This is a genomic window from Nocardioides sp. Z24_21 (assembly GCF_058134345.1).
In genome coordinates this window covers 1-22,241 of sequence record NZ_JBYTTH010000006.1, presented here as the reverse complement: position 1 = coordinate 22,241, position 22,241 = coordinate 1, and the positions used below count along the sequence as shown (strand labels likewise).

23 protein-coding genes and 1 pseudogene are annotated in these 22,241 nt (G+C 74.8%); 18 read left to right on the top strand and 6 right to left on the bottom strand.

Going from position 1 to position 22,241, the window contains the following annotated elements:
• Positions 1 to 64: 64 nt before the first annotated feature.
• Together AC3X7Z_RS17430 and AC3X7Z_RS17425 are read right to left on the bottom strand one after the other, a co-directional pair.
• A complete protein-coding gene (locus tag AC3X7Z_RS17430; RefSeq protein WP_186341124.1) occupies positions 65 to 2,332 on the bottom strand; it encodes a catalase in 2,268 nt (755 codons plus the stop codon).
• A 94-nt stretch (positions 2,333 to 2,426) separates the two neighbouring features.
• A complete protein-coding gene (locus AC3X7Z_RS17425) occupies positions 2,427 to 3,377 on the bottom strand; it encodes an SDR family NAD(P)-dependent oxidoreductase (protein WP_186341123.1) in 951 nt (316 codons plus the stop codon).
• Positions 3,378 to 3,579: 202 nt separating this feature from the next.
• Here AC3X7Z_RS17425 and AC3X7Z_RS17420 point away from each other — a divergent pair, with 202 nt between their 5' ends.
• Positions 3,580 to 4,170 (top strand): hypothetical protein, encoded by a 591-nt coding sequence (locus AC3X7Z_RS17420; RefSeq protein ID WP_489976730.1) that lies wholly within the window; start codon positions 3,580 to 3,582, stop codon positions 4,168 to 4,170.
• Positions 4,171 to 4,261: 91 nt separating this feature from the next.
• On the opposite strand, the gene AC3X7Z_RS17415 is transcribed toward AC3X7Z_RS17420, so the two are convergent.
• On the bottom strand, positions 4,262 to 5,110 hold the full coding sequence (locus AC3X7Z_RS17415; protein WP_186341121.1) for a DICT sensory domain-containing protein: 849 nt from the start codon (positions 5,108 to 5,110) through the stop codon (positions 4,262 to 4,264).
• A 92-nt stretch (positions 5,111 to 5,202) separates the two neighbouring features.
• Here AC3X7Z_RS17415 and AC3X7Z_RS17410 point away from each other — a divergent pair, with 92 nt between their 5' ends.
• The 16 genes from AC3X7Z_RS17410 (at position 5,203) to AC3X7Z_RS17335 (ending at position 20,911) form a co-directional block, all read left to right on the top strand.
• The gene (locus AC3X7Z_RS17410) at positions 5,203 to 6,246 is read left to right on the top strand and encodes a polyprenyl synthetase family protein (protein WP_489976729.1); all 1,044 of its coding nucleotides are present in this window, start codon (positions 5,203 to 5,205) and stop codon (positions 6,244 to 6,246) included.
• Positions 6,243 to 7,127 (top strand): phytoene/squalene synthase family protein, encoded by an 885-nt coding sequence (locus AC3X7Z_RS17405; RefSeq protein ID WP_186341119.1) that lies wholly within the window; start codon positions 6,243 to 6,245, stop codon positions 7,125 to 7,127. The genes AC3X7Z_RS17410 and AC3X7Z_RS17405 overlap by 4 nt, the downstream gene beginning before the upstream one ends.
• Positions 7,124 to 8,743 carry a phytoene desaturase family protein gene (gene crtI, locus AC3X7Z_RS17400; protein WP_489976728.1) on the top strand — a complete coding sequence of 540 codons (1,620 nt, stop codon included), beginning with the start codon at positions 7,124 to 7,126 and terminating at the stop codon, positions 8,741 to 8,743. The genes AC3X7Z_RS17405 and crtI overlap by 4 nt, the downstream gene beginning before the upstream one ends.
• The gene (locus tag AC3X7Z_RS17395; RefSeq protein ID WP_489976727.1) at positions 8,740 to 9,093 is read left to right on the top strand and encodes a lycopene cyclase domain-containing protein; all 354 of its coding nucleotides are present in this window, start codon (positions 8,740 to 8,742) and stop codon (positions 9,091 to 9,093) included. Before crtI ends, AC3X7Z_RS17395 begins: the two co-directional genes overlap by 4 nt.
• The gene (locus tag AC3X7Z_RS17390; protein WP_186341118.1) at positions 9,090 to 9,425 is read left to right on the top strand and encodes a lycopene cyclase domain-containing protein; all 336 of its coding nucleotides are present in this window, start codon (positions 9,090 to 9,092) and stop codon (positions 9,423 to 9,425) included. Before AC3X7Z_RS17395 ends, AC3X7Z_RS17390 begins: the two co-directional genes overlap by 4 nt.
• Complete coding sequence (locus tag AC3X7Z_RS17385; protein WP_489976726.1) at positions 9,422 to 10,819, top strand: cytochrome P450; 1,398 nt, start codon at positions 9,422 to 9,424, stop codon at positions 10,817 to 10,819. Before AC3X7Z_RS17390 ends, AC3X7Z_RS17385 begins: the two co-directional genes overlap by 4 nt.
• On the top strand, positions 10,816 to 12,024 hold the full coding sequence (locus AC3X7Z_RS17380; RefSeq protein ID WP_489976725.1) for a glycosyltransferase family 2 protein: 1,209 nt from the start codon (positions 10,816 to 10,818) through the stop codon (positions 12,022 to 12,024). Before AC3X7Z_RS17385 ends, AC3X7Z_RS17380 begins: the two co-directional genes overlap by 4 nt.
• A complete protein-coding gene (locus tag AC3X7Z_RS17375; protein ID WP_489976724.1) occupies positions 12,024 to 12,524 on the top strand; it encodes a glycosyl-4,4'-diaponeurosporenoate acyltransferase CrtO family protein in 501 nt (166 codons plus the stop codon). Before AC3X7Z_RS17380 ends, AC3X7Z_RS17375 begins: the two co-directional genes overlap by 1 nt.
• Positions 12,521 to 13,393 (top strand): phosphatase PAP2 family protein, encoded by an 873-nt coding sequence (locus AC3X7Z_RS17370; RefSeq protein WP_489976723.1) that lies wholly within the window; start codon positions 12,521 to 12,523, stop codon positions 13,391 to 13,393. Before AC3X7Z_RS17375 ends, AC3X7Z_RS17370 begins: the two co-directional genes overlap by 4 nt.
• Positions 13,390 to 14,229 (top strand): UbiA family prenyltransferase, encoded by an 840-nt coding sequence (locus AC3X7Z_RS17365; RefSeq protein WP_489976722.1) that lies wholly within the window; start codon positions 13,390 to 13,392, stop codon positions 14,227 to 14,229. Before AC3X7Z_RS17370 ends, AC3X7Z_RS17365 begins: the two co-directional genes overlap by 4 nt.
• Positions 14,226 to 15,431 (top strand): NAD(P)/FAD-dependent oxidoreductase, encoded by a 1,206-nt coding sequence (locus tag AC3X7Z_RS17360; RefSeq protein ID WP_186341112.1) that lies wholly within the window; start codon positions 14,226 to 14,228, stop codon positions 15,429 to 15,431. Before AC3X7Z_RS17365 ends, AC3X7Z_RS17360 begins: the two co-directional genes overlap by 4 nt.
• A 1-nt stretch (position 15,432) precedes the next feature.
• Positions 15,433 to 16,488, top strand: a complete 1,056-nt coding sequence (locus tag AC3X7Z_RS17355; RefSeq protein ID WP_489976721.1) for a type III polyketide synthase — start codon at positions 15,433 to 15,435, stop codon at positions 16,486 to 16,488.
• Positions 16,485 to 17,051 carry an isoprenylcysteine carboxyl methyltransferase family protein gene (locus tag AC3X7Z_RS17350; protein ID WP_489976720.1) on the top strand — a complete coding sequence of 189 codons (567 nt, stop codon included), beginning with the start codon at positions 16,485 to 16,487 and terminating at the stop codon, positions 17,049 to 17,051. Before AC3X7Z_RS17355 ends, AC3X7Z_RS17350 begins: the two co-directional genes overlap by 4 nt.
• Positions 17,044 to 18,084 (top strand): NAD(P)/FAD-dependent oxidoreductase, encoded by a 1,041-nt coding sequence (locus AC3X7Z_RS17345; RefSeq protein WP_489976719.1) that lies wholly within the window; start codon positions 17,044 to 17,046, stop codon positions 18,082 to 18,084. The genes AC3X7Z_RS17350 and AC3X7Z_RS17345 overlap by 8 nt, the downstream gene beginning before the upstream one ends.
• Positions 18,081 to 18,719 carry an isopentenyl-diphosphate Delta-isomerase gene (gene idi / locus AC3X7Z_RS17340; RefSeq protein WP_489976718.1) on the top strand — a complete coding sequence of 213 codons (639 nt, stop codon included), beginning with the start codon at positions 18,081 to 18,083 and terminating at the stop codon, positions 18,717 to 18,719. Before AC3X7Z_RS17345 ends, idi begins: the two co-directional genes overlap by 4 nt.
• Positions 18,720 to 18,811: 92 nt before the next feature.
• Positions 18,812 to 20,911, top strand: coding sequence for a SpoIIE family protein phosphatase (locus AC3X7Z_RS17335; protein WP_186341107.1), 2,100 nt, complete (start codon positions 18,812 to 18,814; stop codon positions 20,909 to 20,911).
• 18 nt (positions 20,912 to 20,929) lie between these two features.
• Here the strand turns inward: AC3X7Z_RS17335 and AC3X7Z_RS17330 are convergent, their stop codons facing one another.
• Positions 20,930 to 21,079, bottom strand: a complete 150-nt coding sequence (locus AC3X7Z_RS17330) for a hypothetical protein (RefSeq protein WP_186341106.1) — start codon at positions 21,077 to 21,079, stop codon at positions 20,930 to 20,932.
• A 149-nt stretch (positions 21,080 to 21,228) separates the two neighbouring features.
• Positions 21,229 to 21,378: a hypothetical protein gene (locus AC3X7Z_RS17325; RefSeq protein WP_489976717.1), complete on the bottom strand. Its 150-nt coding sequence runs from the start codon at positions 21,376 to 21,378 to the stop codon at positions 21,229 to 21,231.
• A 111-nt stretch (positions 21,379 to 21,489) separates the two neighbouring features.
• Here AC3X7Z_RS17325 and AC3X7Z_RS17320 point away from each other — a divergent pair, with 111 nt between their 5' ends.
• Positions 21,490 to 21,900: an NUDIX domain-containing protein gene (locus AC3X7Z_RS17320; RefSeq protein ID WP_489976716.1), complete on the top strand. Its 411-nt coding sequence runs from the start codon at positions 21,490 to 21,492 to the stop codon at positions 21,898 to 21,900.
• A 109-nt stretch (positions 21,901 to 22,009) separates the two neighbouring features.
• Here the strand turns inward: AC3X7Z_RS17320 and AC3X7Z_RS17315 are convergent.
• Positions 22,010 to 22,241: pseudogene (locus tag AC3X7Z_RS17315) on the bottom strand (hypothetical protein); the annotation flags it as partial.

Genomic DNA, 22,241 nt, shown 5'->3' with positions numbered 1-22,241 from the left:
ATGCGAGCCTATCGGCCGGGCTGCGGCCGGCTCACCCCGGTTTCGGCGTCCCACCTCGACGCGGTCAGACGCTGGTCGCGAAGCGCTCCCACGACCGGTGCCCGGCGAGCAGCGTCATCAGGTCGCCCTGGACGTCACCCGCCCCGTCGCCGGTCAGCACACCGGCGCCGGCGAGGCCGAGCTCGTCCACCACGGCGCGCCCCTCGCCGAAGGCCACGACGGCCTTGCAGTGGCGGAAGCACTCCTCCACCAGCAGGCCCACGCGCGGGTCGGTGGCGACGGTGGCGGCGGCCCCGGCCTTGCTGTCCCGGCTGGTCAACGCGTCGGCGGCCGGCGGGGCGGCGCCGGCGACCACGAGTGCGTCGAACTCGATGGACCGCGCGGTCGCGAAGGTGCGCTGGGCCACCAGGCCCTCCCCCAGCTCGCCGCCACGGGGCGCGATGAGCAGCGGCAGCACGCCGGCTGCCATCAGCTCCTCACGCAGCGCCGCGACGCCCGACAGGTCGCCGTCCGGGTCGACGACGATCCCCACGAGGCGGCCGTCGGCCGGCCAGGTCTCGCCGAGCTGCGACAGCGCGGGGCTGGGCCGGGGCTCGTCGTACTGCACGGTGGGCTCGGGAGCGGGCAGGCCGAGGGACTGCGCGACGCGGGCGCACAGCCCGGCGTCGATGTTGGCCAGGGCCAGCAGCTGGCGCTCCTTGATCGCCTGCTCGTAGCACTTGCCCAGCTCGAAGGAGTAGGCGTTGACGATGTGCTCCTGCTCGACCGCGCTCATGCTCAGCCAGAACAGTCGCGCCTGGCTGAAGTGGTCGTCGTACGACGCCGGGTTCTCGCGGACCTTCGAGCCCTCGGGCACCGTCACCGGCACGTCGACGAACGCCCCCTCGTCGGCACCCGCGAAGAACGGGCAGCCCGCGTCGAGCGAGTTGGGCTTGTAGGGCGCGACCCCGCCGTGCACCGCCTGCTGGTGGAAGCCGTCGCGGTGGTTGTCGTTGACCGGCGCGTGCGGGCGGTTGATCGGGATCTGGTTGAAGTTCGGCCCCGCCAGCCGGGTGAGCTGGGTGTCGAGGTAGGAGAAGTTGCGGGCCATCAGCAGCGGGTCGTCCGTGCCGTCGATGCCCGGCACGAGGTGGCCGGTGTGGAAGGCGACCTGCTCGGTCTCGGCGAAGAAGTTCGTCGGGTTCCCGTTGAGGGTCAGGGTGCCGATGACCTGCACGGGCGCCAGCTCCTCGGGCACGAGCTTGGTCGAGTCGAGCAGGTCGATCCCCTCGAACATCTGGTCGGGGGTGTCCGGGAAGGTCTGGATGCCGAGGTCCCACGAGGGGAACGCGCCCGCCTCGATGGCGTCATAGAGGTCGCGGCGGTGGAAGTCGGGGTCGACCCCGCCCGCGAGCTGCGCCTCCTCCCACGTGAGGGAGTGCACCCCGAGCCGGGGCTTCCAGTGGAACTTCACGAGCGTCGTGCCGCCCTCGGCGTCGACGAGCCGGAACGTATGGACGCCGAAGCCCTCCATCATCCGGTAGCTGCGCGGGATGCCGCGGTCCGACATGTTCCAGAGCGCGTGGTGCTGGGCCTCGGTGTGCAGCGACACGAAGTCCCAGAACGTGTCGTGGGCGCTCTGCGCCTGCGGGATCTCCCGGTCGGGGTGCGGCTTGCCCGCGTGGATGACGTCGGGGAACTTGATCCCGTCCTGGATGAAGAAGACCGGGATGTTGTTGGCGACCAGGTCCCAGTTGCCCTCGCGGGTGTAGAACTTCGTCGCGAAGCCGCGGGTGTCGCGCACGGTGTCGGCCGACCCGCGGGACCCGAGGACCGTCGAGAAGCGCACGAAGACGCGGGTCTCCTCACCCTTCTCGAAGACGCCCGCACGCGAGACCTGCGACGCCGCGCCGTTCGCGACGAAGACGCCGTGGGCTCCCGCGCCGCGGGCGTGGACGACGCGCTCGGGGATGCGCTCGTGGTCGAAGTGCATGATCTTCTCGCGGAGGTGGTGGTCCGAGAGGAGGGTCGGGCCGCGCGGTCCGGCCTTGAGCGAGTGGTCGCTGTCGCCGATCCGCACGCCGGTCGCGGTGGTGAGGTAGGCACCCTGCTGCGCGCTGGCGGTGGCCGGGTCCGCGCTCGGGGCGCCGGTGGGCGAGAGGGGCGTGGGCTGCTGCTGGTCCGGCTTCGGCGGCGGGACCTCGCGCGGCTCGGTGGGCTCCTCAAGCGTCGGCGGCTCGCTGCCGGGGGCACCGGGGACGGGCTTGTCGGTGAGCGAGACGGCCTCGGCGACGGCGTCGACGACCTCACCTGCCGCCTTCTTCGCGGCGGCCACGGGCTTGCTGGCGTTCATGCACTCTCCTGGGGTCGGTGGGGCTGGTGCTTCCTGTTCCCCCGAGGTGGGGGTCCATGCGCCCGACCGCGGTCCGATCACGACCCGACCGCGATCAGCCGCCCTTGATCCGCCGGCGGGCCAGCGCCACCGCGTTGGCGCCGATGGCGAGCAGCGCGCTGCCGTGACCGCCGCGCAGGCGGTTGTGCTCCTGGCGCGAGCCCAGCACGTTGCCCGGACCGGGCGTCACGTCGACCGTCTGGTCCTGGGCCGCGAGGGCGAACAACGGGCCGACGAGCCGGTCGTAGGCCCACGGCACGGCCGTGAAGCCGAGGCGGATCACCTGGTTGGCGAGGCCGACCTGGCCGCCGCGGCCTCCGTCGACCACGCCGAGGGCGCGCGCGGCGACGCGCTCGGGGGTCGTGACCGGGAAGGGTGGCCTCCCGGCCGCCCGGCCGTACGTCGCCGCCTGCCCGTAGATCGGCGTGTCGACGCCGCCGGGGGCGACGTAGCCGATGCGCACCCCGGGGCGGTCGCGGTTGTCGACGCGGAGCTGGCGCACCAGGGCGCGCACCCCCCACTTGCTGAGGACGTAGGCGGCCATGTCGGGCACCGCGATGTGGCCGATGACGGACCCGACGAACACCAGGTCGCCGGTGCCCTGGGCGCGCAGCACCGGCAGCACGTGGCGCGCGAGGTTGACCGAGCCGAGCAGGTTGGTCGCCACCACCTGGTCGAAGACCTCGGCCGGCACCTCGTCCACCCGGCCGTAGGCGACCACGCCCGCACTGCCGATCACGACATCGACGGCGAGGTGCCGCGCGAGCGCGGCGGCGACGGCGGCCTCGACCTGCGCGTCGTCGCTGATGTCGGCCGGCGCGACCATCGTGGACGCCGCGCCGAGCCCGTCGCAGTCAAGCGCCACCCGCTCGAGCGCCTCGCGGCCGCGGGCCAGCAGGACGAGGTGGTCGCCACGGCGCGCGGCCTGGCGCGCGGCCGCCTCGCCGATGCCGCTGGAGGCACCGGTGACCATGACGACGCGGGGGGCGCGGGGGCGTGCGGGCATGCCAGCAGGTACCCCCGTCGGCGCGCGAGCAACGGCGCCGGAGAGGCACGACCCCGACTTCAGGACGACATCCGCAGGACCCGACGGGACCTAGGTCCTCCCGGGTTGGGTGCCTTCGCCCCATGCGGGCGCACCTCGCTCGTCCCTAACCTCGGACACGAGGCGGGGACGACCCAGTACCCGCCCTGACGGAAGGCACAACATGCGCGCGTTTCTCGACCGGCTCGTCTCCTGGACGGGCGTGGCCCTCGCCGTCGTTCTCCTTGTCGCTGGCGGTCTCCTGACGTGGGCCAGCTCGTTCATCGGCGACCAGGTCAACGACCAGCTCACGATGCAGGACATCGTGATGCCGGAAGGCGACGCCCTCGGCGGCCTGTCCGACGAGGACGTGAGCGCCCTCGAGAAGTACGCCGGCAGCGTGATGGACACCGGCCCGGAGGCCCGCGCCTACGCCGACCACTACATCCTGGCGCACATGAACTCCTCGAGCGACGGTCGCACCTACCAGGAGGTGAGCGGCGAGTACCTCGCGCTCGACGACGAGGGCAAGGCCAGCGCCGAGGGCCAGGCGCTCGGCGGCCTGCGCCAGTCGCTCTTCATGGGCAACACGCTCCGCGGCCTGCTCCTCTACGGCTACGCGTTCGCCACCATCGGCACCATCGCCGGATACGCCGCGATCGCCGCCTTCGCCGGGGGCATCGCCCTCCTGGCGCTCGCACTGCTCGGCCTGCGGCACGCGAAGCGCACCGCCGAGGAGGGCACCGCGACGGAGCGGCAGACGGTCACCGTCTGACTCCCCCGCACCCCGAGAAGGACCCCGAGAAGGACCCCGAGAAGGACCCGGTCGCCCCACGGCGACCGGGTCCTTCGGTCGTGTCCGGGGTTCATCGGGCGGCGTCGATGTAACCGACCATCCGGTCGAAGAGCAGCGAGGCCCGGTGCAGGTCCTCCGACGCGCCGCGGGGGTCGGGCTGGGGGGCCAGGTCGACCAGTTCGCGCCAGCCGGGGCGCAGCTCGTCGGCCAGCGACGCGGCGATGCGGCCGGCGTCGCGCACGACCTGCGGGTCGACCGACCAGAAGGCCTCGAAGGTGCGCTCCTTCGGCGGGTGGGCGAGCTGGCCCGGACGCTGGACGGCCGCCAGACACGCCGGCAGGTCGACGGCGTCGCACACCACCAGCCACTCCCGGGTGAGCGGGGAGTCGGGCGGGACGGCCACCTCGACGGGCTCGCCGGGGCGCGGCGGCGCCGGCTCGGCGAAGTCGGCGAACACGACCGTGCACAGGGCCGTGCGCGCCAGCTCGCGCCACCGGTCGTAGGAGGGGCGCAGGAACTGCTCGCGCTGGAACGAGCCGAAGAGGACCGGGTCGGCGGCACGGGCGCAGCACTCGTCCTCGATGGCGCGGCTCATCGACACGAGCGTGCGCCGCGTGAGCACCTGCGGCGCGAGCGCCGGGTGCAGGCGGCGCAGCTCGGCGAAGACGGAGCCCGAGCGCAGGGGCGGGACCTCCGCGCGCCGGATGGCGGCCGCGAGCGAGAGCCCTCCGCGCCGACGGGCCAGGACGTCGAGGACGGCGTCGACGTCGGCCTCGGTGTAGCGGCGGTGCCCACCGCCCTGCCGGCTCGGCCGGGGAAATCCGTAGCGCTTCTCCCAGCTGCGGAGCGTGGAAATGGGTACTCCACTCCTGTGGGCCAGGTCCCCGATGGAGAGGGAATCGCGAGGGCTGGCGTCCACGTCCTGCACTCCTTCGCACCGTGCCTAGATCTACTTGGAAGTGTTGCATAGATTTTGCTGGGTAAGGATTGTCCAACCGCGGGAGGCACCAGATGACCGGCACAGGCACGGACGAGGCACTGGCACGGGTCCTCGACGACGGCCGCCGTCGCGCGAGCGCCATCGACGCCCACCACGCGCTGCTCTGGGAGGCGCTGTGCGCCTCGACCGAGGGCGGCAAGCGCTTCCGTCCCGCGCTGGTCGTCGCCGCCCACGACGCGCTGGGCGGTGAGTGCCACGACGCCGCCGTCGAGGTCGGCGCCGCCGTCGAGCTCCTCCACACCGCGTTGGTCATCCACGACGACGTGATCGACGACGACCACGTGCGCCGCGGCCGGCCCAACGTCAGCGGCACCTTCCGCGCCCTCGCCGGTGTCGACGGCGCCACGTCCGACGTCGCCGCCGGCTACGGCCTGACCGCCGCGATCCTGGCCGGTGACCTCGCCCTGGCCGCCGCCGTCCGGACGGTCGCGCTGAGCGGCGCCCCGGCCCCGGTCGTGGGGCGCCTGCTCGACCTCTTCGACGGTGCGCTCCACCGCACCGCATCGGGCGAGCTCGCCGACGTCCGCCTCGCCCTGGGCCTCGCCCCCGCCACCCTCGCGCAGAGCCTGGAGATGGAGGCGCAGAAGACCAGCGCGTACTCGTTCTCGCTGCCCCTCCAGGCCGGCGCGGTCCTGGCCGGCGCCGACGCCGCGACCACCGCCCGGCTCGACGACGCCGGGCGCGCGCTCGGCATCGCGTTCCAGCTCGTCGACGACCTCATCGGCGTGTTCGGCGACCCGGCCCGCTCCGGCAAGAGCTCGACGGGCGACCTGCGCACCCGCAAGCAGACGCCCCTCCTCGTCCACGCCCGCACGACGCCGCAGTGGAAGCAGGTGAGCGGCTACGTCGGCCACGACCTCACCGACGCCGAGCTCGACGAGGCCCGCGCACTGCTGGTCGAGTCGGGGTCGCGCCGGTTCGTGGCCGACCTCGCCGAGCGTCACCTCGCCCAGGCCCGCACCGTGCTCGACGGCCTGGGCATCCCCGGCGACCTGCTCGACGGCGTCACCGTGATGCCGCCCGTGCTGATCGACGACAGCGAGGTCGCGGCATGACGATGTTCGTCGGGCGCGGCACCCCCCGCAGCCTCTACGACGCGGTCGCCGAGGCCAGCGCCGCGGTCGTCATCCGCGAGTACTCCAGCTCGTTCGGGCTCGCCTCGCGGCTGCTGGCCGAGCCGGTGCGCACCCAGGTCCGCAACATCTACGCGCTCGTGCGGGTCGCCGACGAGATCGTCGACAACCCCGACCCCGCACTCGGCCGCGACGCCCGCGCCACGATGCTCGACTGGCTCGAGGCCGACGTGACCCACGCGCTGCGGGCCGGCTACAGCGGCAACCTGGTGGTGCACGCGTTCGCGCGCACGGCCGTCGCCGTGGGCATCCAGCACGACATCGTGACCCCGTTCTTCTCCTCGATGCGCACCGACCTCGACACCGCCACCCACACCCAGGAGAGCTTCGACCGCTACGTCTACGGCTCGGCGGAGGTCGTGGGGCTGATGTGCCTGCGCGCCTTCCTCGCCGCGCCCGACGCCCGCGCGGACCGCGACGCGCAGTACGACCGGCTCGCCGCGGGCGCCCGCTGCCTCGGGGCCGCCTTCCAGAAGCTCAACTTCCTGCGCGACCTGTCCGACGACCACGACCTGCTGCGGCGCGACTACTTCCCCGGGGTCGAGGCCGACTCGTTCTGCGACGCCGACCGCGACCGGATCCTCGACGACGTCGACGCCGACCTGCGCGCCGCCGCGGCGGTCGTGCCCGACCTTCCGCCCAGCAGCCGGCGCGCCGTGTGGGCGGCCCACGCCACCTTCGCCGAGCTCGCGGAGCGCCTGCACGCCGCCTCCGCCGAAGAGATCCGCGCCACCCGGGTCCAAGTCCCGGCGCCGGTCAAGCTGCGGCTCGCCGTCGGCGCGCTGCGCGGAGGCCGCTCGTGACGCTGCGCCTGCCCGAACGCCTCAGCCGGTTGGTCCCGACGTCTCGCCACACCGACGGCACGCCACGGCGCGTGGTCGTCGTCGGCGGCGGGATCGCCGGGCTGGCCACCGCCGCCCTGCTCGCCTCCCGTGGCCACTCGGTCGACCTGCTGGAGAAGAACGACGACCTCGGCGGCCGGGTCGGCAGCCTCGAGCGCGACGGCTTCCGGTTCGACACCGGGGCCTCGTGGTACCTCATGCCCGAGGTCTTCGAGCACTTCTTCGCCCTCCTCGGCACCTCGGCCGACGCCGAGCTCGACCTCACCGTGCTCGACCCGAGCTACCGGGTGTTCTTCGAGGGGCACCCCGAGCCGATGGACCTGCGCCCCGACCGCGCCCACAACCGCGCCCTGTTCGAGTCGCTGGAGCCGGGGGCCGGTGAGCGGTTCGACGCCTACCTCCGCTCGGCCGAGGACACCTACGACATGGCGCTGCGGCGCTTCCTCTACACCAGCTTCGACTCCCCCGGCGCGTTCGCGCACCCCGACGTCGTACGCCGCACGCCTGCCCTGGGCCGGCTCCTCACGCGGTCGCTGGAGAGCCACGTCGCCGGGTCGTTCACCGACACCAGGCTGCGCCAGGTGCTCGGCTACCCCGCGGTCTTCCTGGGCTCCTCCCCGAGCCGCGCGCCGAGCATGTACCACCTGATGAGCCGCCTCGACCTCGGCGACCGGGTGCTCTACCCGCAGGGCGGCTTCACCGAGCTGGTGCGGGTCGTCGCCGGGCTGGCGGAGAAGCACGGCGCACGGCTGCACACCGGCGCCCCCGTCACCCGCATCCTCACCTCCCGCCCCGGCACCGGCCGACCCGCCGTCACCGGCGTCGAGCACGACTCGGCCGACGGCCTGCGCACCGTCGACGCCGACGTCGTCGTGGGCGCCGCCGACCTGCACCACCTCGAGACCGCGCTGCTCCCGCCCGCGCTGCAGACCCACCCCGAGCCCGCGTGGCGCGGCCGCTCCCCCGGCACCGGCGCGGTGCTCGCGATGCTGGGCGTCGAGGGCCGGCTGCCGCAACTGCCGCACCACTCGCTCTTCTTCACCCGCGACTGGGGGCAGAACTTCCGCGACATCTTCGGGGAGAATGCCAAGGTGCCCGACCCCGCCTCGATCTACGTCTGCAAACCGTCCGAGAGCGACCCCACGGTGGCGCCCGAGGGGTCGGAGAACCTGTTCGTGCTGGTCCCCGTCCCTGCCGACACGGCCATCGGCGGGGGCGGCGACGACGGCGCGGGCTCCGAGACGGTCGAGCGCACCGCCGATGCGGCGATCGAGCAGATCGCGTCGTGGGCGGGCGTGCCCGACCTGCGCGAGCGGATCCGGGTGCGCCACACGGTCGGTCCAGACGACTTCGCCACGCGCTACCACGCCTGGCGCGGAGGCGCCCTCGGCCTCGAGCACACCCTGCGCCAGAGCGCGTTCCTGCGCCCCGGCAACGCCTCGGCCAAGGTCGACGGGCTGCTCTACGCCGGCGCCAGCACCGTGCCCGGCGTCGGCCTGCCGATGTGCCTGATCAGCGCCGAGCTCGTCCTCAAGCGGCTCTCCGGCGACCGTTCGAGCCAGCCGGTGCGCGCATGAGCCTGCCCCACTGGGCCTACGTCGCCATGCTCGCGTTCTGCCTCGCCGGCACGCTGCCCCTGGTGCCGGCGTTCCGGCTGACCGTGCTGCGGCAGCCGGGGCGCCTGCTGCTCACCATCGGCCTCGCCGGCACCCCGTTCCTGCTGTGGGACCTGTGGGCCACGCACACCGGCCACTGGTGGTTCGACGAGGGCCAGACGCTGCCGTGGCGCATCAAGGGCCTGCCGCTGGAGGAGATCGCGTTCTTCGTCGTCATCCCCCTCGTCTCGGTCCTGACGCTTGAGGGCGTGCGCGCCGCCCGGCGCGGCGTACGACCCGGGTCGGGGCGCCGTCGGGAGGAGGCCCGATGACCTACACCACCATCGCCGTCGCCTGCGTGGTGCTCGCCGTGGCGCTCGACCGCTGGGTCGTCCGCACCCGCGTCACCTCGACCCGCGACTGGTGGCTCGCCTACGCGATCATCGTGTTCTTCCAGCTGCTCTCCAACGGCTGGCTCACCGGCCGCGGCATCGTGCGCTACTCCGGCGACGCCATCCTCGGCAGCGGCGAGGTCACCTTCCTGGGCGACGGGCGGCTGGTCTACGCCCCGGTCGAGGACCTGATGTTCGGCTTCGGGCTGGTGCTGTGCAGCTGCGTGGCCTGGACCTGGCTGGGACGCCGGCGTGGGGAGGCGAGCGCATGAGCGTCGCGACCCGCCTGCAGGCGATGCAGCCCACCGACATCGGCGTGCCCGGACCCTCCTCGCTCGACATGGCGCGGGTCTTCCGCTCCGTGCGCGCCGACCCGCTGAGCTTCCTCGGCCAGGTGTCACAGCGCTTCGGCGACACCGTGTCGTTCCCGGTGCCCGGCCCGCCGGCGCTGCTGCTCACCGACCCCGCCGACGTCAAGCACGTGCTGCAGACCTCGGCACGCAGCTGGACCAAGGACACCGTGCAGTACGCCGCGCTCGCGCGCGTCACCGGTCCGGGCCTGCTCGCCTCGGCCGAGCCCAACTGGATCGAGCACCGCCGCCTGGCCGCCCCGGCGTTCCACCACCAGCGTCTCGGGGCCGTCGGCGACGAGGTCCGCGCGGCCGCCCGCACCGCCATCTCCGCCCGGCTGGGGCGCGTGGGCGACGACGGCGAGGTCGTCGACGTGGCAGCGCTCACGCACACGATCGGCCTCGACGCGGTCGGCCGGGCGCTCTTCAGCACCGACCTGTCCGGCCACGCCCACGACCTGCTGGCCGCGACGAGCGAGTCGGCCGACCTCGTGGTGCGGCTCGGGCGCTCGATCCTCCCGCGGGCCGAGTGGACCCCGACGCGCACCAACCTCCGGCTCCGGGCGGCCCGCCGGCGCCTCGACGAGGCCACCGCGGCGATCATCGCCGAGCGGCGCGCCCGCAATGCGCACCCGCCGGCAGGGGCGCCCGCCGCGCACGGCGACGACCTCCTCGGCCTGCTGCTCGACAGCGGCATGCGCGACGAGGAGATCCGCGACGAGCTCGTCACGATGGTCATCGCCGGGCACGAGACGGTCGCTGCCGCGCTCGCCTGGACCCTGATGCTGCTCGCCGAGCACCCCGAGGCGCAGGACCGCGCCCGGGCCGAGCTCGCGGCCCACCCCGGGCCGGTCGCGCTGGTCGGGCACCGCGACCGGCTGCCCTGGACGCGTGCCGTGGTCGACGAGGCGCTGCGCCTCTTCCCGCCGGCCTGGGCCATCTCGCGCCGCTCGGTCCGCGAGGACGAGGTGGCCGGGCGCACCGTCCCCGTGGGCACCCTGGCGATCATCAGCCCGTGGCTGGTCCACCGGCGCCCCGACCTCTGGCCCGACCCCGAGGCATTCCGGCCCGAGCGCTTCCTCGACGGCACCGCCCGCACCGGCTACCTCCCCTTCGGCCTCGGGCCGCGGCTGTGCATCGGGCGCGAGTTCGCGCTGGGCGAGATGGTCGTCGTGCTCGCCGAGCTGCTGGCCGAGCACCGCCTCGAGCTCCCCGGCGACCCGCGCGCGTGGTCGCGCCCCGTCGCCGAGGCGAAGGCCGCCGTCCACCCCCGCGGCGGCATGCCGCTCGTCGTACGACGCGTGCGCGCCCCGTGAGCGCCCTGGGCCTCGGCCCGCTCGACCTCGTCCTCGCCGTGCTGCTGCTGGCGGCGGCGCTGTGCGCGCAGCGCCTGGTCGCCGACCTCCGGACGCTGCCCTCGCCCACCGCTCCCCCGGCCGACCGACCGGCGGCGTCCGTGTCGGTGATCGTGCCCGCGCGCGACGAGGAGCACACGCTGCCCGCGCTGCTGCGGTCCGTGCACGCGCAGGTCCCCGCGGTGGCGGAGGTCGTCGTGGTCGACGACGCCTCCCGCGACTCGACCGCCGAGGTCGCCCGCGCCGGCGGCGCCCGCGTCGTTCCCGCCGGAGCCCCGCCCACCGGGTGGACCGGCAAGGCCTGGGCCTGCCACACCGGTGCCGCGGCCACCACGGGCGACCTGATCCTCTTCCTCGACGCCGACACGGTGCTGGCTCCGGGGGCCCTCGCGGGCCTGCTGACGGCGCACCGACGCCACGGCGGCCTGGTCTCGGTGCAGCCGCACCACGACGTCGTGCGCCCCTACGAGCAGCTGTCGGCCTACTTCAACGCCGTGGCGCTCATGGCCAGCGGCGCCTTCACCCCGACCCGGGCGGGCCGGAGGCGTCAGGCGCGCCCGGCCCATCCGCCGATGGCCTTCGGACCGTGCCTGCTGACCTCGCGCGCCGACCTCGCCGCCGCGGGCGGGCACGAGGCGGTCAGGTCCGCGATCCTCGACGACGCCGCGCTGGCGGCCGCCTACGCGCGAGCCGGGCTGCCCGTGTGGTGCGCGGTCGGCGGCGACGAGGTGCGGATGCGCAGCTATCCCGGCGGGGTGCGCCAGCTCGTGGCCGGCTGGACCAAGAACATCGCCTCGGGTGCGACGGCCGCCGCGCCGTCGGCCGGCGCGACGACAGTGGCGTGGATCAGCGCGCACCACGCCGTCGCCGTGGGGGCCGTGCTGTCCCTGGTGACCGCCACGACCGGGCAGGGGGCGTCCCTGCTCACGGGCAGCCCCGTGCTCTGGGCGCTCGCCTACGTCGGCGCGGCGCTGCAGCTGCGCTGGGTGCTGCGCCGCGCGGGCTCCTTCCGGTGGTGGGCGTGGGCGCTGTTCCCCGCGACGCTGCTCGCCTTCGACCTCGTCTTCGCCCGCTCCCTCGCGCTCACCGTCGTCCGCCGCTCCGTGCCGTGGCGCGGCCGCGAGGTGTCCCTCGCCGACCGCGGGTCGAGGCAGGGGGTCGCCTGATGCTGCGCCTCGTCATGCCGCAGGGCCTCACGATCGTGGTCGACGTGATCGCGTGGGGCGTCTTCCACGCCGCGACCGGCTACGCGGCCCACCGCCTGGGCGACGACCGGCTCGCCCGCGACGGATGGCTGCTGCGGGCGCGGGCGTTCGAGGACGGCGGGCGCTGGTATCGCCGCCGGTTGCGCATCCACCGCTGGAAGGACCGCGTGCCGGAGGCCGGCGCGCTCTTCGAGGGCGGGGTCAGCAAGCGCGAGCTGCCCGCGTTGGACGCCGACGGGCTGGCGATCTTCGTGCGCGAGACCCGTCGCGCCGAGCTGGCGCACTGGTGGGCGCTGTGCTGCAGCCCGCTCTTCATGCTGTGGAACCCGCCCCTCGCGGCCGCCCTGCTGGGCGCCTACGGGGTGCTGGTCAACCTGCCGTTCATCGCGATCCAGCGCTACAACCGCTTCCGGACGCAGGCGCTCCTCGCGCGCCTGTCGCGCAGGACGAGCGCGACATGACGAGTCCCGCGGCCTCGCGCTCGCGTCTCGGCACCCCGGTCGCCGAGCCGGAGGCCCGCGCGGCCGCGCCGGGCCAGGAGTCGCGCCACGGCCCGATCGCCCAGCTGCTGATCGCCTGTTCGCCTCTCAGCGCGATCCTGCTGACCTACTGGCTGGCGCAGTGGATCACCGCGCCGCTCGGGGTGGGCGACGGCGACGACACCAACCGGCTCGGCGCCGGCCTGCACGTGCTCGGCCCGGCCCGCGCCGACGAGGCGCTGCTGGGCACGATGCCCACCGTCTGGCTGCAGGCCCGGCTGGTCGACGGGTCCGCCCACTGGTACGACGCCCTCGCCGCGTCGGTCTACGTCACCCACTTCCTCACGATCCCGCTCATCACCGCGGTCGTCTGGTTCCGCCTGCGCGACCGGTTCGGTGAGTGGCTCACCGCCGTCCTGTCCCTGTCGCTGCTCGGCATCGTGGGCTACCTGGCCTACCCCGCCGCCCCGCCGTGGCTCGCCGCCGAGCGCGGCGACATCGGTGCCGTCGAGCGGATCTCGCACGTGGGCTGGCAGGTGCTGGGCCTCGACCCGGTCGGCCGGCTGGTGGAGCTCGGCCAGTCGGGCAGCAACCCGGTCGCCGCGATGCCGTCGCTGCACGCGGCGGCCGCGCTCCTGGCGGCGCTGTTCCTCTGGCCGTCGGTGTCGCGCGTGTCCCGGATGCTGCTCGTCGTCTACCCCCTCGCCATGGCCGTCACGCTCGTCTACACCGGCGAGCACTACGTCGTCGACGTGCTCGCTGGATGGCTGGTCGCGGTGCTCGGGGTGGGTGCGGCGCGCCTGGCCCGGCGCCGGTCGGGCACCGCCGCGGCGCCGGGGGACGCCCGATGAGCACGCGCCCGGCACACCTCCCCGGTCCCAGCGAGGCGACGGTCGGCTCGTCCGCTCGTGTGCTGCTGCACGCCGCCCACGCGGGGCCCACGCTGGCGGTCACCGTCCTCCTGGGGCTGCTCGCGCTCGCGCAGGGGCTCAGGCCCGGGACGACGGCGCTGCTCGTGGCCGCGGTGCTGACCGGCCAGCTGAGCGTGGGCTGGAGCAACGACCTGCTCGACCGCACGCGCGACCGCGCGGCCGGACGCGCCGACAAGCCGCTGGCCGCCGACGACGGCGCGGTCGCGCTCGTCCGTGCCGCGTGCGCCGCCGCGGTCGTGGTGTGTGTGGCGCTGTCGCTGTCCCTCGGCCCGGCAGCCGGGCTGGTCCACCTGGGCTGCGTGGCCTCGGCGTGGTGCTACAACCTCGGCCTGAAGGCGACCGTGTGGTCGTGGCTGCCCTACGCCCTGTCGTTCGGCGGCCTCACGGCCGTGGTCACGCTGGCCGACGGTGAGGCGCCGCCGTGGTGGTGGCCCGTGGGCGCGGCCCTCCTCGGCGTCGGGGCGCACCTGCTCAACGTGCTGCCCGACCTGGCCGACGACGCCGCGACGGGGGTACGCGGGCTGCCCCACCGGCTCGGGCCTCGGCTCATCGCGCCCGTCGCCGCCGCGGTCCTGGTGGTCGCGACCGGCGTCGTGCTCGCCGGGTCCGCTCCCCCGGTCCCCGCCTCGCTCACCGTCGCGGTCGTCGTGCTGGGCCTCGCCGCGGTCGTCGTGTCGCGCACCGGCCGGGCGCCCTTCGCCGCAGCGGTCGCCATCGCGCTGGTCGACGCCCTCCTCCTGGTGGTGGCCCGATGAGCCGCGCACCCGCCACTGAGCACTGGGACCTCGTCGTGGTCGGCGCCGGACCGGCGGGCTCGGCCACGGCCCTCGGCGCGCTCGCCGAGCAGCCCGGGCTGCGGGTCCTCCTCGTCGACCGCAGCGACTTCCCCCGCGACAAGTCGTGCGGCGACGGCATCGCGCCGCACGTCCTCGACGCGCTGGCGCCCGTCGGCGCCGCCGACGTCGTGGACGACTGGACCCCGCTGCGCCACCTCGAGCTCGCCCACGGCGACGTGTCGGTCTCCGGGCCGATGCGCCGGGAGGTCCACGTCGTGCCGCGCCGGGTCCTCGACGCCCGGCTCGTCGAGCGCGCCGTCGCGGCCGGAGCCGTCCTGCGCACCCACCGCGTCACCTCCCTCACCTCCACCGGCACCCCCGTGGTGTCGGGCACCGTCTCCGCCGACGTCGTGGTCGGAGCCGACGGGGCGCACTCGGTCGTGCGCACGACGCTGCTGGGCAAGCGGCGCGATCCGCGAGCCATCGCGATCCGCGGCTACGCGCCCACCACGCCCGAGATGGCCGGGCGCCAGGTCATCCGCTACGGCAGCCGCCGCCAGCCGTCGTACGCCTGGGCCTTCGACCGGGGTGACGGGCTGGCCAACGTCGGCTACGGCGAGCTCCTCCCCGGCGAGCGCACCGGCGACCGCGCGCCGAGCCGCCGGCTGCTGCTCGAGCAGCTCGAGGAGCTCGTGCCGGGCGCCGCCCGCACGGGCGACGACTGGCGCGGCCACCACCTGCCGCTGAGCAGCTGGCGCTGGGACCAGCCCGACGGCCCGGTGCTGCTCGCCGGCGACGCCGCGGGGCTGGTCAACCCGATGACCGGCGAGGGGATCTACTACGCCGTCGCCACCGGCATCGCGGCGGGGCGCACCGCGGCCCAGGCGGTGCGCGCCGGGCGGCCGCACGCGGCCGGCGCCCGGCACCGACGGGTGGTCCGCGACCTGCTCGGCACCCACCTGCGCCACACCTGGGCGGCCTCCCGGCTCGCGCAGTCGCCGCGGATCGTCGACGCCGGGATCCGCGCCGCGGGTCGCGAGCGCCACGCCTTCGACACCCTCGTCGAGCTCGGTCTCGGCGACGGCCGCATCGACACCCGCCTGGCGGGAGGGCTGCTCCGGGCCCTTCTCCGCCCGCCCGACCCGTCCCCCGAACCCTCCACACAGACCCGAGGTGGCTGACATGAGGATCCTCTCCGTCCGAGGCGCGCTGCCGCCCCACTCACATCCGCAGGCTGACATCACCGAGGCCTTCGGCGAGTTCATCTCCGAGCGCAGCCTCGACCGCTCGCTGATGCGGCGCCTCCACGCCAACGCCGGCGTCGAGCGGCGCCACACCGTCCTGCCGCTCGAGGAGTACGCCGGCATCGGGGACTTCGGGCACGCCAACGACCTCTTCATCGAGCACGCCGTCGAGCTGGGCTCGCGGGCACTGGTCGACGCGCTCAAGGCCGCCGACCTGACGCCGTCCGACGTCGACCTGGTGGTCACCGCGACCGTCACCGGCCTGGCCGTGCCCTCGCTCGACGCCCGGATCGCGGCGCAGGTCGGCCTGCGCGAGGACGTCCGCAGGATGCCGCTGGTGGGGCTGGGCTGCGTGGCGGGCGCCGCCGGGATCGGCCGCGTGCACGACTACCTGCTCGGCCACCCCGACCACACGGCCGTCCTGGTGGCGGTGGAGCTGTGCTCGCTCACCGTGCAGCGCGACGACGCGTCGGTGCCCAACCTGGTGGCGAGCGGGCTCTTCGGCGACGGCGCCGCTGCGGTGGTCGCGACCGGACGCGCCGGGCGTACGGGGCCGGTCGAGGTGCTCGACTCGCGCAGCCGCCTCTATCCCGACAGCGAGCGCACCATGGGCTTCGACGTCACCGGCAACGGTCTGCGGATCGTGCTCGACGCCGAGGTGCCGACGCTGGTGGGCCGCTTCGTGCGCGGCGACGTCGACGCCTTCCTCGCCGACCACGGGCTCACCCGCGCCGACATCGGGTGGTGGGTGTGCCACCCCGGCGGGCCGAAGGTCATCGAGGCGCTGGAGGAGGCGCTCGAGGTGCCCCGCGACGCCGTCCGGCTCACCTGGGAGTCGCTGGCCCGGGTCGGCAACCTGTCCTCGGTCTCGGTGCTGCACGTCCTGGAGGACACGCTGCGCGAGCGGCCGCCCGTGCCGGGCTCGCCCGGGGTGCTGATGGCGATGGGGCCGGGCTTCTGCTCCGAGCTCGTGCTGCTGCGGGCCGCGTCATGACCGGGCTCGTCGCGTTCACCGTGCTGGTGGCGCTCGTCGGGCTCGAACGGATCGCCGAGCTCGTCGTGTCCACCCGCAACGCGCGCTGGAGCCGCGAGCGCGGCGGCGTCGAGCACGGGCTCGGCCACTTCCCGTTCATGGTCGTGCTGCACACCGCCCTGCTGGTCGGCGCGTTGGCAGAGGCATGGATCCGCCAGCCCCAGGTGCCGTCGCTGCTGGCGTGGTCGATGCTCGCCCTCGTCGTCGCCTCCCAGGCGCTGCGCTGGTGGTGCATCGCCACCCTCGGCCCCCGCTGGAACACCCGCGTGATCGTGGTGCCCGGCATGCCACCCGTGACGTCGGGTCCCTACCGCTTCCTGCGCCACCCCAACTACGTCGCCGTGGTGGTCGAGGGCATCGCACTGCCGCTGGTCCACGCCGCCTGGATCACCGCGCTCGTCTTCACCGTCCTCAACGCCGCGCTGCTCGTCGTCCGCATCCGGGTGGAGGACGCCGCGCTCGCCACCCTCCCGGCCCCACCCGCCGGCTCCCCCACGAGCTCCACGGAGGCCGCAGGTGCGTGACCTCGTGGTGGCCGGCGGCGGGCCGGTGGGTCTCGCCACAGCCCTGCACGCACACCGCGCCGGCCTGTCCGTCGTGGTGCGCGAGCCGCGCACCGGCCCGATCGACAAGGCGTGCGGCGAGGGGCTGATGCCCGGCGCCGTCGCCGAGCTCGCCGCCCTCGGCGTGCACCCGCACGGACGCGAGCTGACCGGCATCCGCTACCTCGACGGCCGCGCGGGGGGTCCCGTCGCGACCGCGCGGTTCGCCCACGGCCCCGGCCGGGGCGTACGCCGCACGGTGCTCCACGAGGCGCTCGCCGAGCGGGTCGCCGCGGCAGGCATCCCGGTCGAGCCGAGCGCGGTGACGACCGTCGCCGACGCCGGCGACCACCTCCTCGTCGACGGCGAGCCCGCGCGCCACCTCGTCGCCGCCGACGGCCTGCACTCCCCGGTGCGCCGCCTCGTGGGCCTCGACGCCCCGGTCGCCGGGCGCCGCCGGTTCGGGCTGCGCTGCCACGTGCGGCAGGCGCCGTGGACGTCGTACGTCGAGGTGCACTGGTCGCCGCGCGCCGAGGCCTACGTGACGCCCGTCGACGACGACCTCGTCGGGGTCGCCGTGCTGGGCGACGCCGGCTCGCGCTTCGAGGACCTGATCGACGACTTCCCGGTCCTCCAGCAGCGCCTGGTGGGCCCACGCACGCGGGTGATGGGCGCGGGGCCGCTGCGCCAGCGGGCCCGGGCGCGCTCGGCGGGCCGCGTGCTGCTCGTCGGGGACGCCGGCGGCTACGTCGACGCCCTCACCGGCGAGGGCCTCGCCCTCGGGCTCGCGCAGGCCCGCGTGGCCGTCGCGTGCCTCGCCGCGGGCCGGGCCGGGCGCTACGACGGCCTGGCCCGCCGGCTCGGCGCCCGCCACGAGCTCCTCACCCACGCCCTGCTGCGGGCCACCGCGCACGCCACCGTCCGCAGGCGCCTCGTGCCCGCCGCGTCGCGGCTGCCCTGGCTCTTCGACACCGCCGTCAACCAGCTCGCCCGACCCGTGGGGAGGCCCTCATGACCGACAGCCCGACGACCGACAGCCCGACGTTCGACACCCCCGACAGCGCCCCCGGCACGGCCGAGCTCGTGGTGCTGCTCGACGAGGACGGGCGGGCCGTCGGCACCGCCGACAAGGCCGGGGTCCACCACGCCGAGACGCCGCTGCACCTCGCGTTCTCGTGCTACCTCTTCGACGACGACGGCAACGTGCTGATCACCCGGCGGGCGCTGCACAAGCGCACGTTCCCGGGGGTGTGGACCAACAGCTGCTGCGGGCACCCCGCTCCCGGCGAGCCGATCGAGGAGGCGGTGCGCCGGCGCGTCGAGCAGGAGCTCGGCGTCCCCGTCGCCGGCCTGCGCCTGGTGCTGCCGCGCTTCCGCTACCGCGCCGAGCAGGAGGGCGTGGTGGAGTACGAGATGTGCCCGGTGTTCGTGGGGTCGCTCGTCGGTCCCGTCCGGCCCGACCCCGACGAGGTCGCGGAGGCGCGCTGGGAGCCGTGGCAGCCGTTCCGCCGGTCGGTGCTCGACGGCAGCCGGACCGTGTCGGTGTGGTGTCGCGAGCAGGTCGCCCAGCTGCCGGCCGACCCCGCGTCGGCGTCGGCTGCCGCCGTTCACGAGCTGCCGCCCGCCGCTCGTGCCGGCGGTCAGCGCTGACATTTCGCCGTTCGCCGCCGCCCGGTCCGGGCCTGTGGCACGCTGTGGAGGGGCCTCGAGCAGCGTGGGCCATCGGTGCGTGAGAAGGACCTGTGATCGACGACCACTTCCCTCCGCCCACGACCCGGTCCCCCCTCGACGCCGAGAGCGACCGCCTCGCGTGGCGGCTCGCCGTGGACGCCGCGGGTGTCGGTGTCTTCGTGTGGGACCTCGTCACCGGTGAGCTGCGGTGGGACGACCGGATGTTCGAGCTCTTCGGTCTCGCCGAGGACGACTTCGGCGGGACCATCGAGGCGTTCAACCGCCGCCTGCACCCCGACGACCTCGGCCGCGTCTCCGACGCCCTCCAGCGCGCCATCGCCACCTGCGGCGACTACGCCGCGGAGTACCGCGTGGTGCTCCCCGACGGCCGCCTCCGGTGGATCGAGGCGCGCGGTCATGCGTTCGCCGACGAGCCCGACGGGCTGCCGGTGCGGCTCGTCGGCGCGTCGTACGACACGACCGACGCGCGCGAGGGCGACGCCCGGGTCGGACGCGTGCTGGAGGCGATGCCCTCGGCCTTCTTCCAGCTCGACCGCGACTGGCACTTCACCTACGTCAACTCCGAGGCCGAGAGGCTGCTGGGCTCGAGCCGTGTGCACCTGATCGGCACCGCCATCTGGGAGGCCTTCCCCTCGTCGGTCGGCAGCAGCTTCGAGACGCACTACCGCAGCGCGGTTGAGTCGGGTGAGCCGGTGACCTTCGAGGCCTACCACCCCGCGCCGCTGCGCGCCTGGTACGAGGTGCGGGCCTGGCCCTCGCCGGAGGGCCTCGCCGTCTACTTCGTCGACATCACCGCGCGTCGGGAGGCGCGCGCCGAGCTCGACCGCTCCGCGCACCGCCTGGCGCTGCTGGCCTCGGTGTCCGAGGCGCTCACGGCCACGCTCGACCCCACCGAGGGGGTCAGCAGGCTGGCCACCCAGCTGGTGCCCGAGCTGGCCGACTGGTGCCTGGTCACGCTGGTCGAGGACCCCAACGCCACCGACTGGCGACGCGGGCTGCGCGATGTCGGCTGGTCGCACCGCGACCCCGACATGGCGCAGACGCTGCGTGACTACGCCGGGCGGCGGCTGCAGGCCATGACCGACTCGTCCTACCTCGCCGAGGCGATCCGCGAGATGACGCCCGTGCTGATGGGGTCCTCGGCCACCGAGGCCGTCGCCGCCGTCCTCGTGCCCGGGGTGGCGCGCGACCGGCTGCGCGAGCTCGCCCCGTTCTCCGCGGTGATCGTGCCGTTGCGGGCCCGCGGGCGCACGGTCGGCGTGGTGAGCGCGTTCCGCGGCATCCATCGCACGGCGTTCGCAGCGGAGGACGTGTCCCTCCTCGAGGACATCGGCGCCCGGGCCGCGCTGGCACTGGACAACGCCCGCCTCTACGAGTCGCAGCGCGACGTCGCCGAGGCGCTGCAACGCAGCATCCTGACCGCGCCGCCCCGGCGCGAGGGCCTGCAGGTGGTCACCCGCTACACGCCCGCCGGCGACGTGGCCCGCATCGGTGGCGACTGGTACGACGCGTTCCTCCAGGGCGACGCGAGCGACGGGGCGCAGGACGTGGTGGTCGTGGTCGGCGACGTGGTCGGCCACGACGTCGAGGCGGCCGCCGCGATGGGGCAGGTCCGCGGGCTGCTCCGCGGCATCGCGGTCCACAGCGGCGACGCTCCCGCCGCGATCCTCTCGGGCCTCGACACCGTCATGGAGTCCCTCCAGCTCGAGACGACGGCCACCGCCGTGGTGGCGCGCTTCGAGCAGGCGCCGGCGACGCGCGGCCGGACGGGACGCGCGCTGCTGCGCTGGTCCCACGCCGGGCACCCGCCGGGCCTGCTGGTCGACCCCGACGGGACCGTCACCCGGCTGGTCGACGACGACGCCAACGACCTGCTGCTCGGCTTCGACCCCGCGGCCGACCGCCACGAGGGGGCCGTGGCCCTGCAGCCCGGGGCGACGCTGGTCCTCTACACCGACGGCCTCGTCGAGCGACGCGACCGCGACATCGACGACGGCATCCAGTCGCTCATGCGGCTGCTGGCCGACGTCTGCCCCACCACGTCCGACCTCGACGAGCTGTCCGACCGGCTGCTGGAGTCCATGGCGAGCGACGAGCAGGAGGACGACATCGCCCTGCTGGTCGTCCGCTGGGCGCCCGAGGGCCCCTGAGGCCGTGCCCGCGTCGGGTCAGGAGTTGTAGCGCACCAGGGTGATCACGACGAAGATCAGCGCGATCAGCGCGATCACCCCGATGACGGCCAGGATCGGCGTCACCTTGGGTCGTGGACCGGGGGCGTTGAGGGGCTGGTTGGTGGTCGGGCGCTCGCGATCGTCCATGGTCCAGCCGTACCCACTCCTCCACCAGCCATGCCGCGACGTTGCGCGACGCGCGGCCGTCGTCGATCGGCGCACCGTCGAGGATGACCTGACCGTCTCCCGCGAAGCCCCGCAGTGCGTGCACCGGGTCCGTGCGTCAGCCGGACGGGTCAGTCGTCGCGCAGCGCTCGGTGCTGGTCGACGTTCCGCCCCGCGTCCGGGCCCGGCACCGGATCCGTGTCGACGCTGGCGACCGTCTCGTCGAGCCGCACGCCGGGTGAGAGGGTCTCGTCGCCGGGACCATCGTGGCGTCGTTCCATGTGCCGACCCTAGTCGAGCGACGCGTGGTCCGCTCCCCGGCGGACCGATGTCGTCCGGCACGAGAATCGCCGTGCGCGGGCGTGTCGGCCCCCGCCGCTAGCGTCCCGCCCATGGCCGCACCGATCGCGATCTCGCTCGCTGCACTCGTGCGCGACGGCTCGGTGCTCCTGGTGCACCGCCACCCCTCACGTCGGCGGTATCCGAACTGCTGGGACCTCGCCGGCGGGCATGTCGAGCCGGGCGAGCTGCCTCATGAGGCCGTCACGCGGGAGTGTCTCGAAGAGCTCGGGGTCCACGTCCACGAGCCCCGACCCATACCGCTGACCGTCAGCGACCCCGCACTCGACGTGCACGCGTTCCTCGTCACGCGCTGGGAAGGCGCACCCGTCAACGCTGCTCCCCTGGAGCACGACGACCTTCGCTGGTTCCGACCGGACGAGCTCGCCGACCTGACGCTCGCCCACCCGGGCAGCCTGTCGAGCATCCTGCACGCCATCGACGTCGCGGCCGGGCGGCTGTGAGCGCGGACGCTTCGTAGGGCTGGGTGAGTCTTCGGGCCGCTGGGCGTGCGGCGCCCCCGTGCGTGCAGGTGGCCCCGCTACCGGGTGGGTGGCGGGGTGTGGGGCGGGGTCATGGTCGGCGGGGGCGTGGGATGCCGGGTGGGCCGTGTGGGTCCGGCTCGTCGATCCGGGTGGTGCCGGATGTGTCGCGGCGGTAGTGGTGGCCGTGGGGGCTGGTCCATTCGAACGCGCCGGGGCCGGTGGTCTCGTAGCGCCAGGCGGTGCGGGTCTTGAGGCGGTGATGCGACCGGCACAGCGCGGCGAGGTTGTCGCTCCGGGTGGGGCCGGGCTGCGGTCTGCCC

Coding starts and splice junctions, on each gene's coding strand:
- AC3X7Z_RS17365 (WP_489976722.1), top strand. CDS start 13,390: ATGAGCACGCGCCCGGCACACCTCCCCGGTCCCAGCGAGGCGACGGTC.
- AC3X7Z_RS17425 (WP_186341123.1), bottom strand. CDS start 3,377: ATGCCCGCACGCCCCCGCGCCCCCCGCGTCGTCATGGTCACCGGTGCC.
- idi (WP_489976718.1), top strand. CDS start 18,081: ATGACCGACAGCCCGACGACCGACAGCCCGACGTTCGACACCCCCGAC.
- AC3X7Z_RS17390 (WP_186341118.1), top strand. CDS start 9,090: ATGACCTACACCACCATCGCCGTCGCCTGCGTGGTGCTCGCCGTGGCG.
- AC3X7Z_RS17420 (WP_489976730.1), top strand. CDS start 3,580: ATGCGCGCGTTTCTCGACCGGCTCGTCTCCTGGACGGGCGTGGCCCTC.
- AC3X7Z_RS17320 (WP_489976716.1), top strand. CDS start 21,490: ATGGCCGCACCGATCGCGATCTCGCTCGCTGCACTCGTGCGCGACGGC.
- AC3X7Z_RS17330 (WP_186341106.1), bottom strand. CDS start 21,079: ATGGACGATCGCGAGCGCCCGACCACCAACCAGCCCCTCAACGCCCCC.
- AC3X7Z_RS17385 (WP_489976726.1), top strand. CDS start 9,422: ATGAGCGTCGCGACCCGCCTGCAGGCGATGCAGCCCACCGACATCGGC.
- AC3X7Z_RS17370 (WP_489976723.1), top strand. CDS start 12,521: ATGACGAGTCCCGCGGCCTCGCGCTCGCGTCTCGGCACCCCGGTCGCC.
- AC3X7Z_RS17375 (WP_489976724.1), top strand. CDS start 12,024: ATGCTGCGCCTCGTCATGCCGCAGGGCCTCACGATCGTGGTCGACGTG.
- AC3X7Z_RS17355 (WP_489976721.1), top strand. CDS start 15,433: ATGAGGATCCTCTCCGTCCGAGGCGCGCTGCCGCCCCACTCACATCCG.
- AC3X7Z_RS17430 (WP_186341124.1), bottom strand. CDS start 2,332: ATGAACGCCAGCAAGCCCGTGGCCGCCGCGAAGAAGGCGGCAGGTGAG.
- AC3X7Z_RS17360 (WP_186341112.1), top strand. CDS start 14,226: ATGAGCCGCGCACCCGCCACTGAGCACTGGGACCTCGTCGTGGTCGGC.
- AC3X7Z_RS17410 (WP_489976729.1), top strand. CDS start 5,203: ATGACCGGCACAGGCACGGACGAGGCACTGGCACGGGTCCTCGACGAC.
- AC3X7Z_RS17350 (WP_489976720.1), top strand. CDS start 16,485: ATGACCGGGCTCGTCGCGTTCACCGTGCTGGTGGCGCTCGTCGGGCTC.
- AC3X7Z_RS17395 (WP_489976727.1), top strand. CDS start 8,740: ATGAGCCTGCCCCACTGGGCCTACGTCGCCATGCTCGCGTTCTGCCTC.
- AC3X7Z_RS17325 (WP_489976717.1), bottom strand. CDS start 21,378: ATGGAACGACGCCACGATGGTCCCGGCGACGAGACCCTCTCACCCGGC.
- AC3X7Z_RS17405 (WP_186341119.1), top strand. CDS start 6,243: ATGACGATGTTCGTCGGGCGCGGCACCCCCCGCAGCCTCTACGACGCG.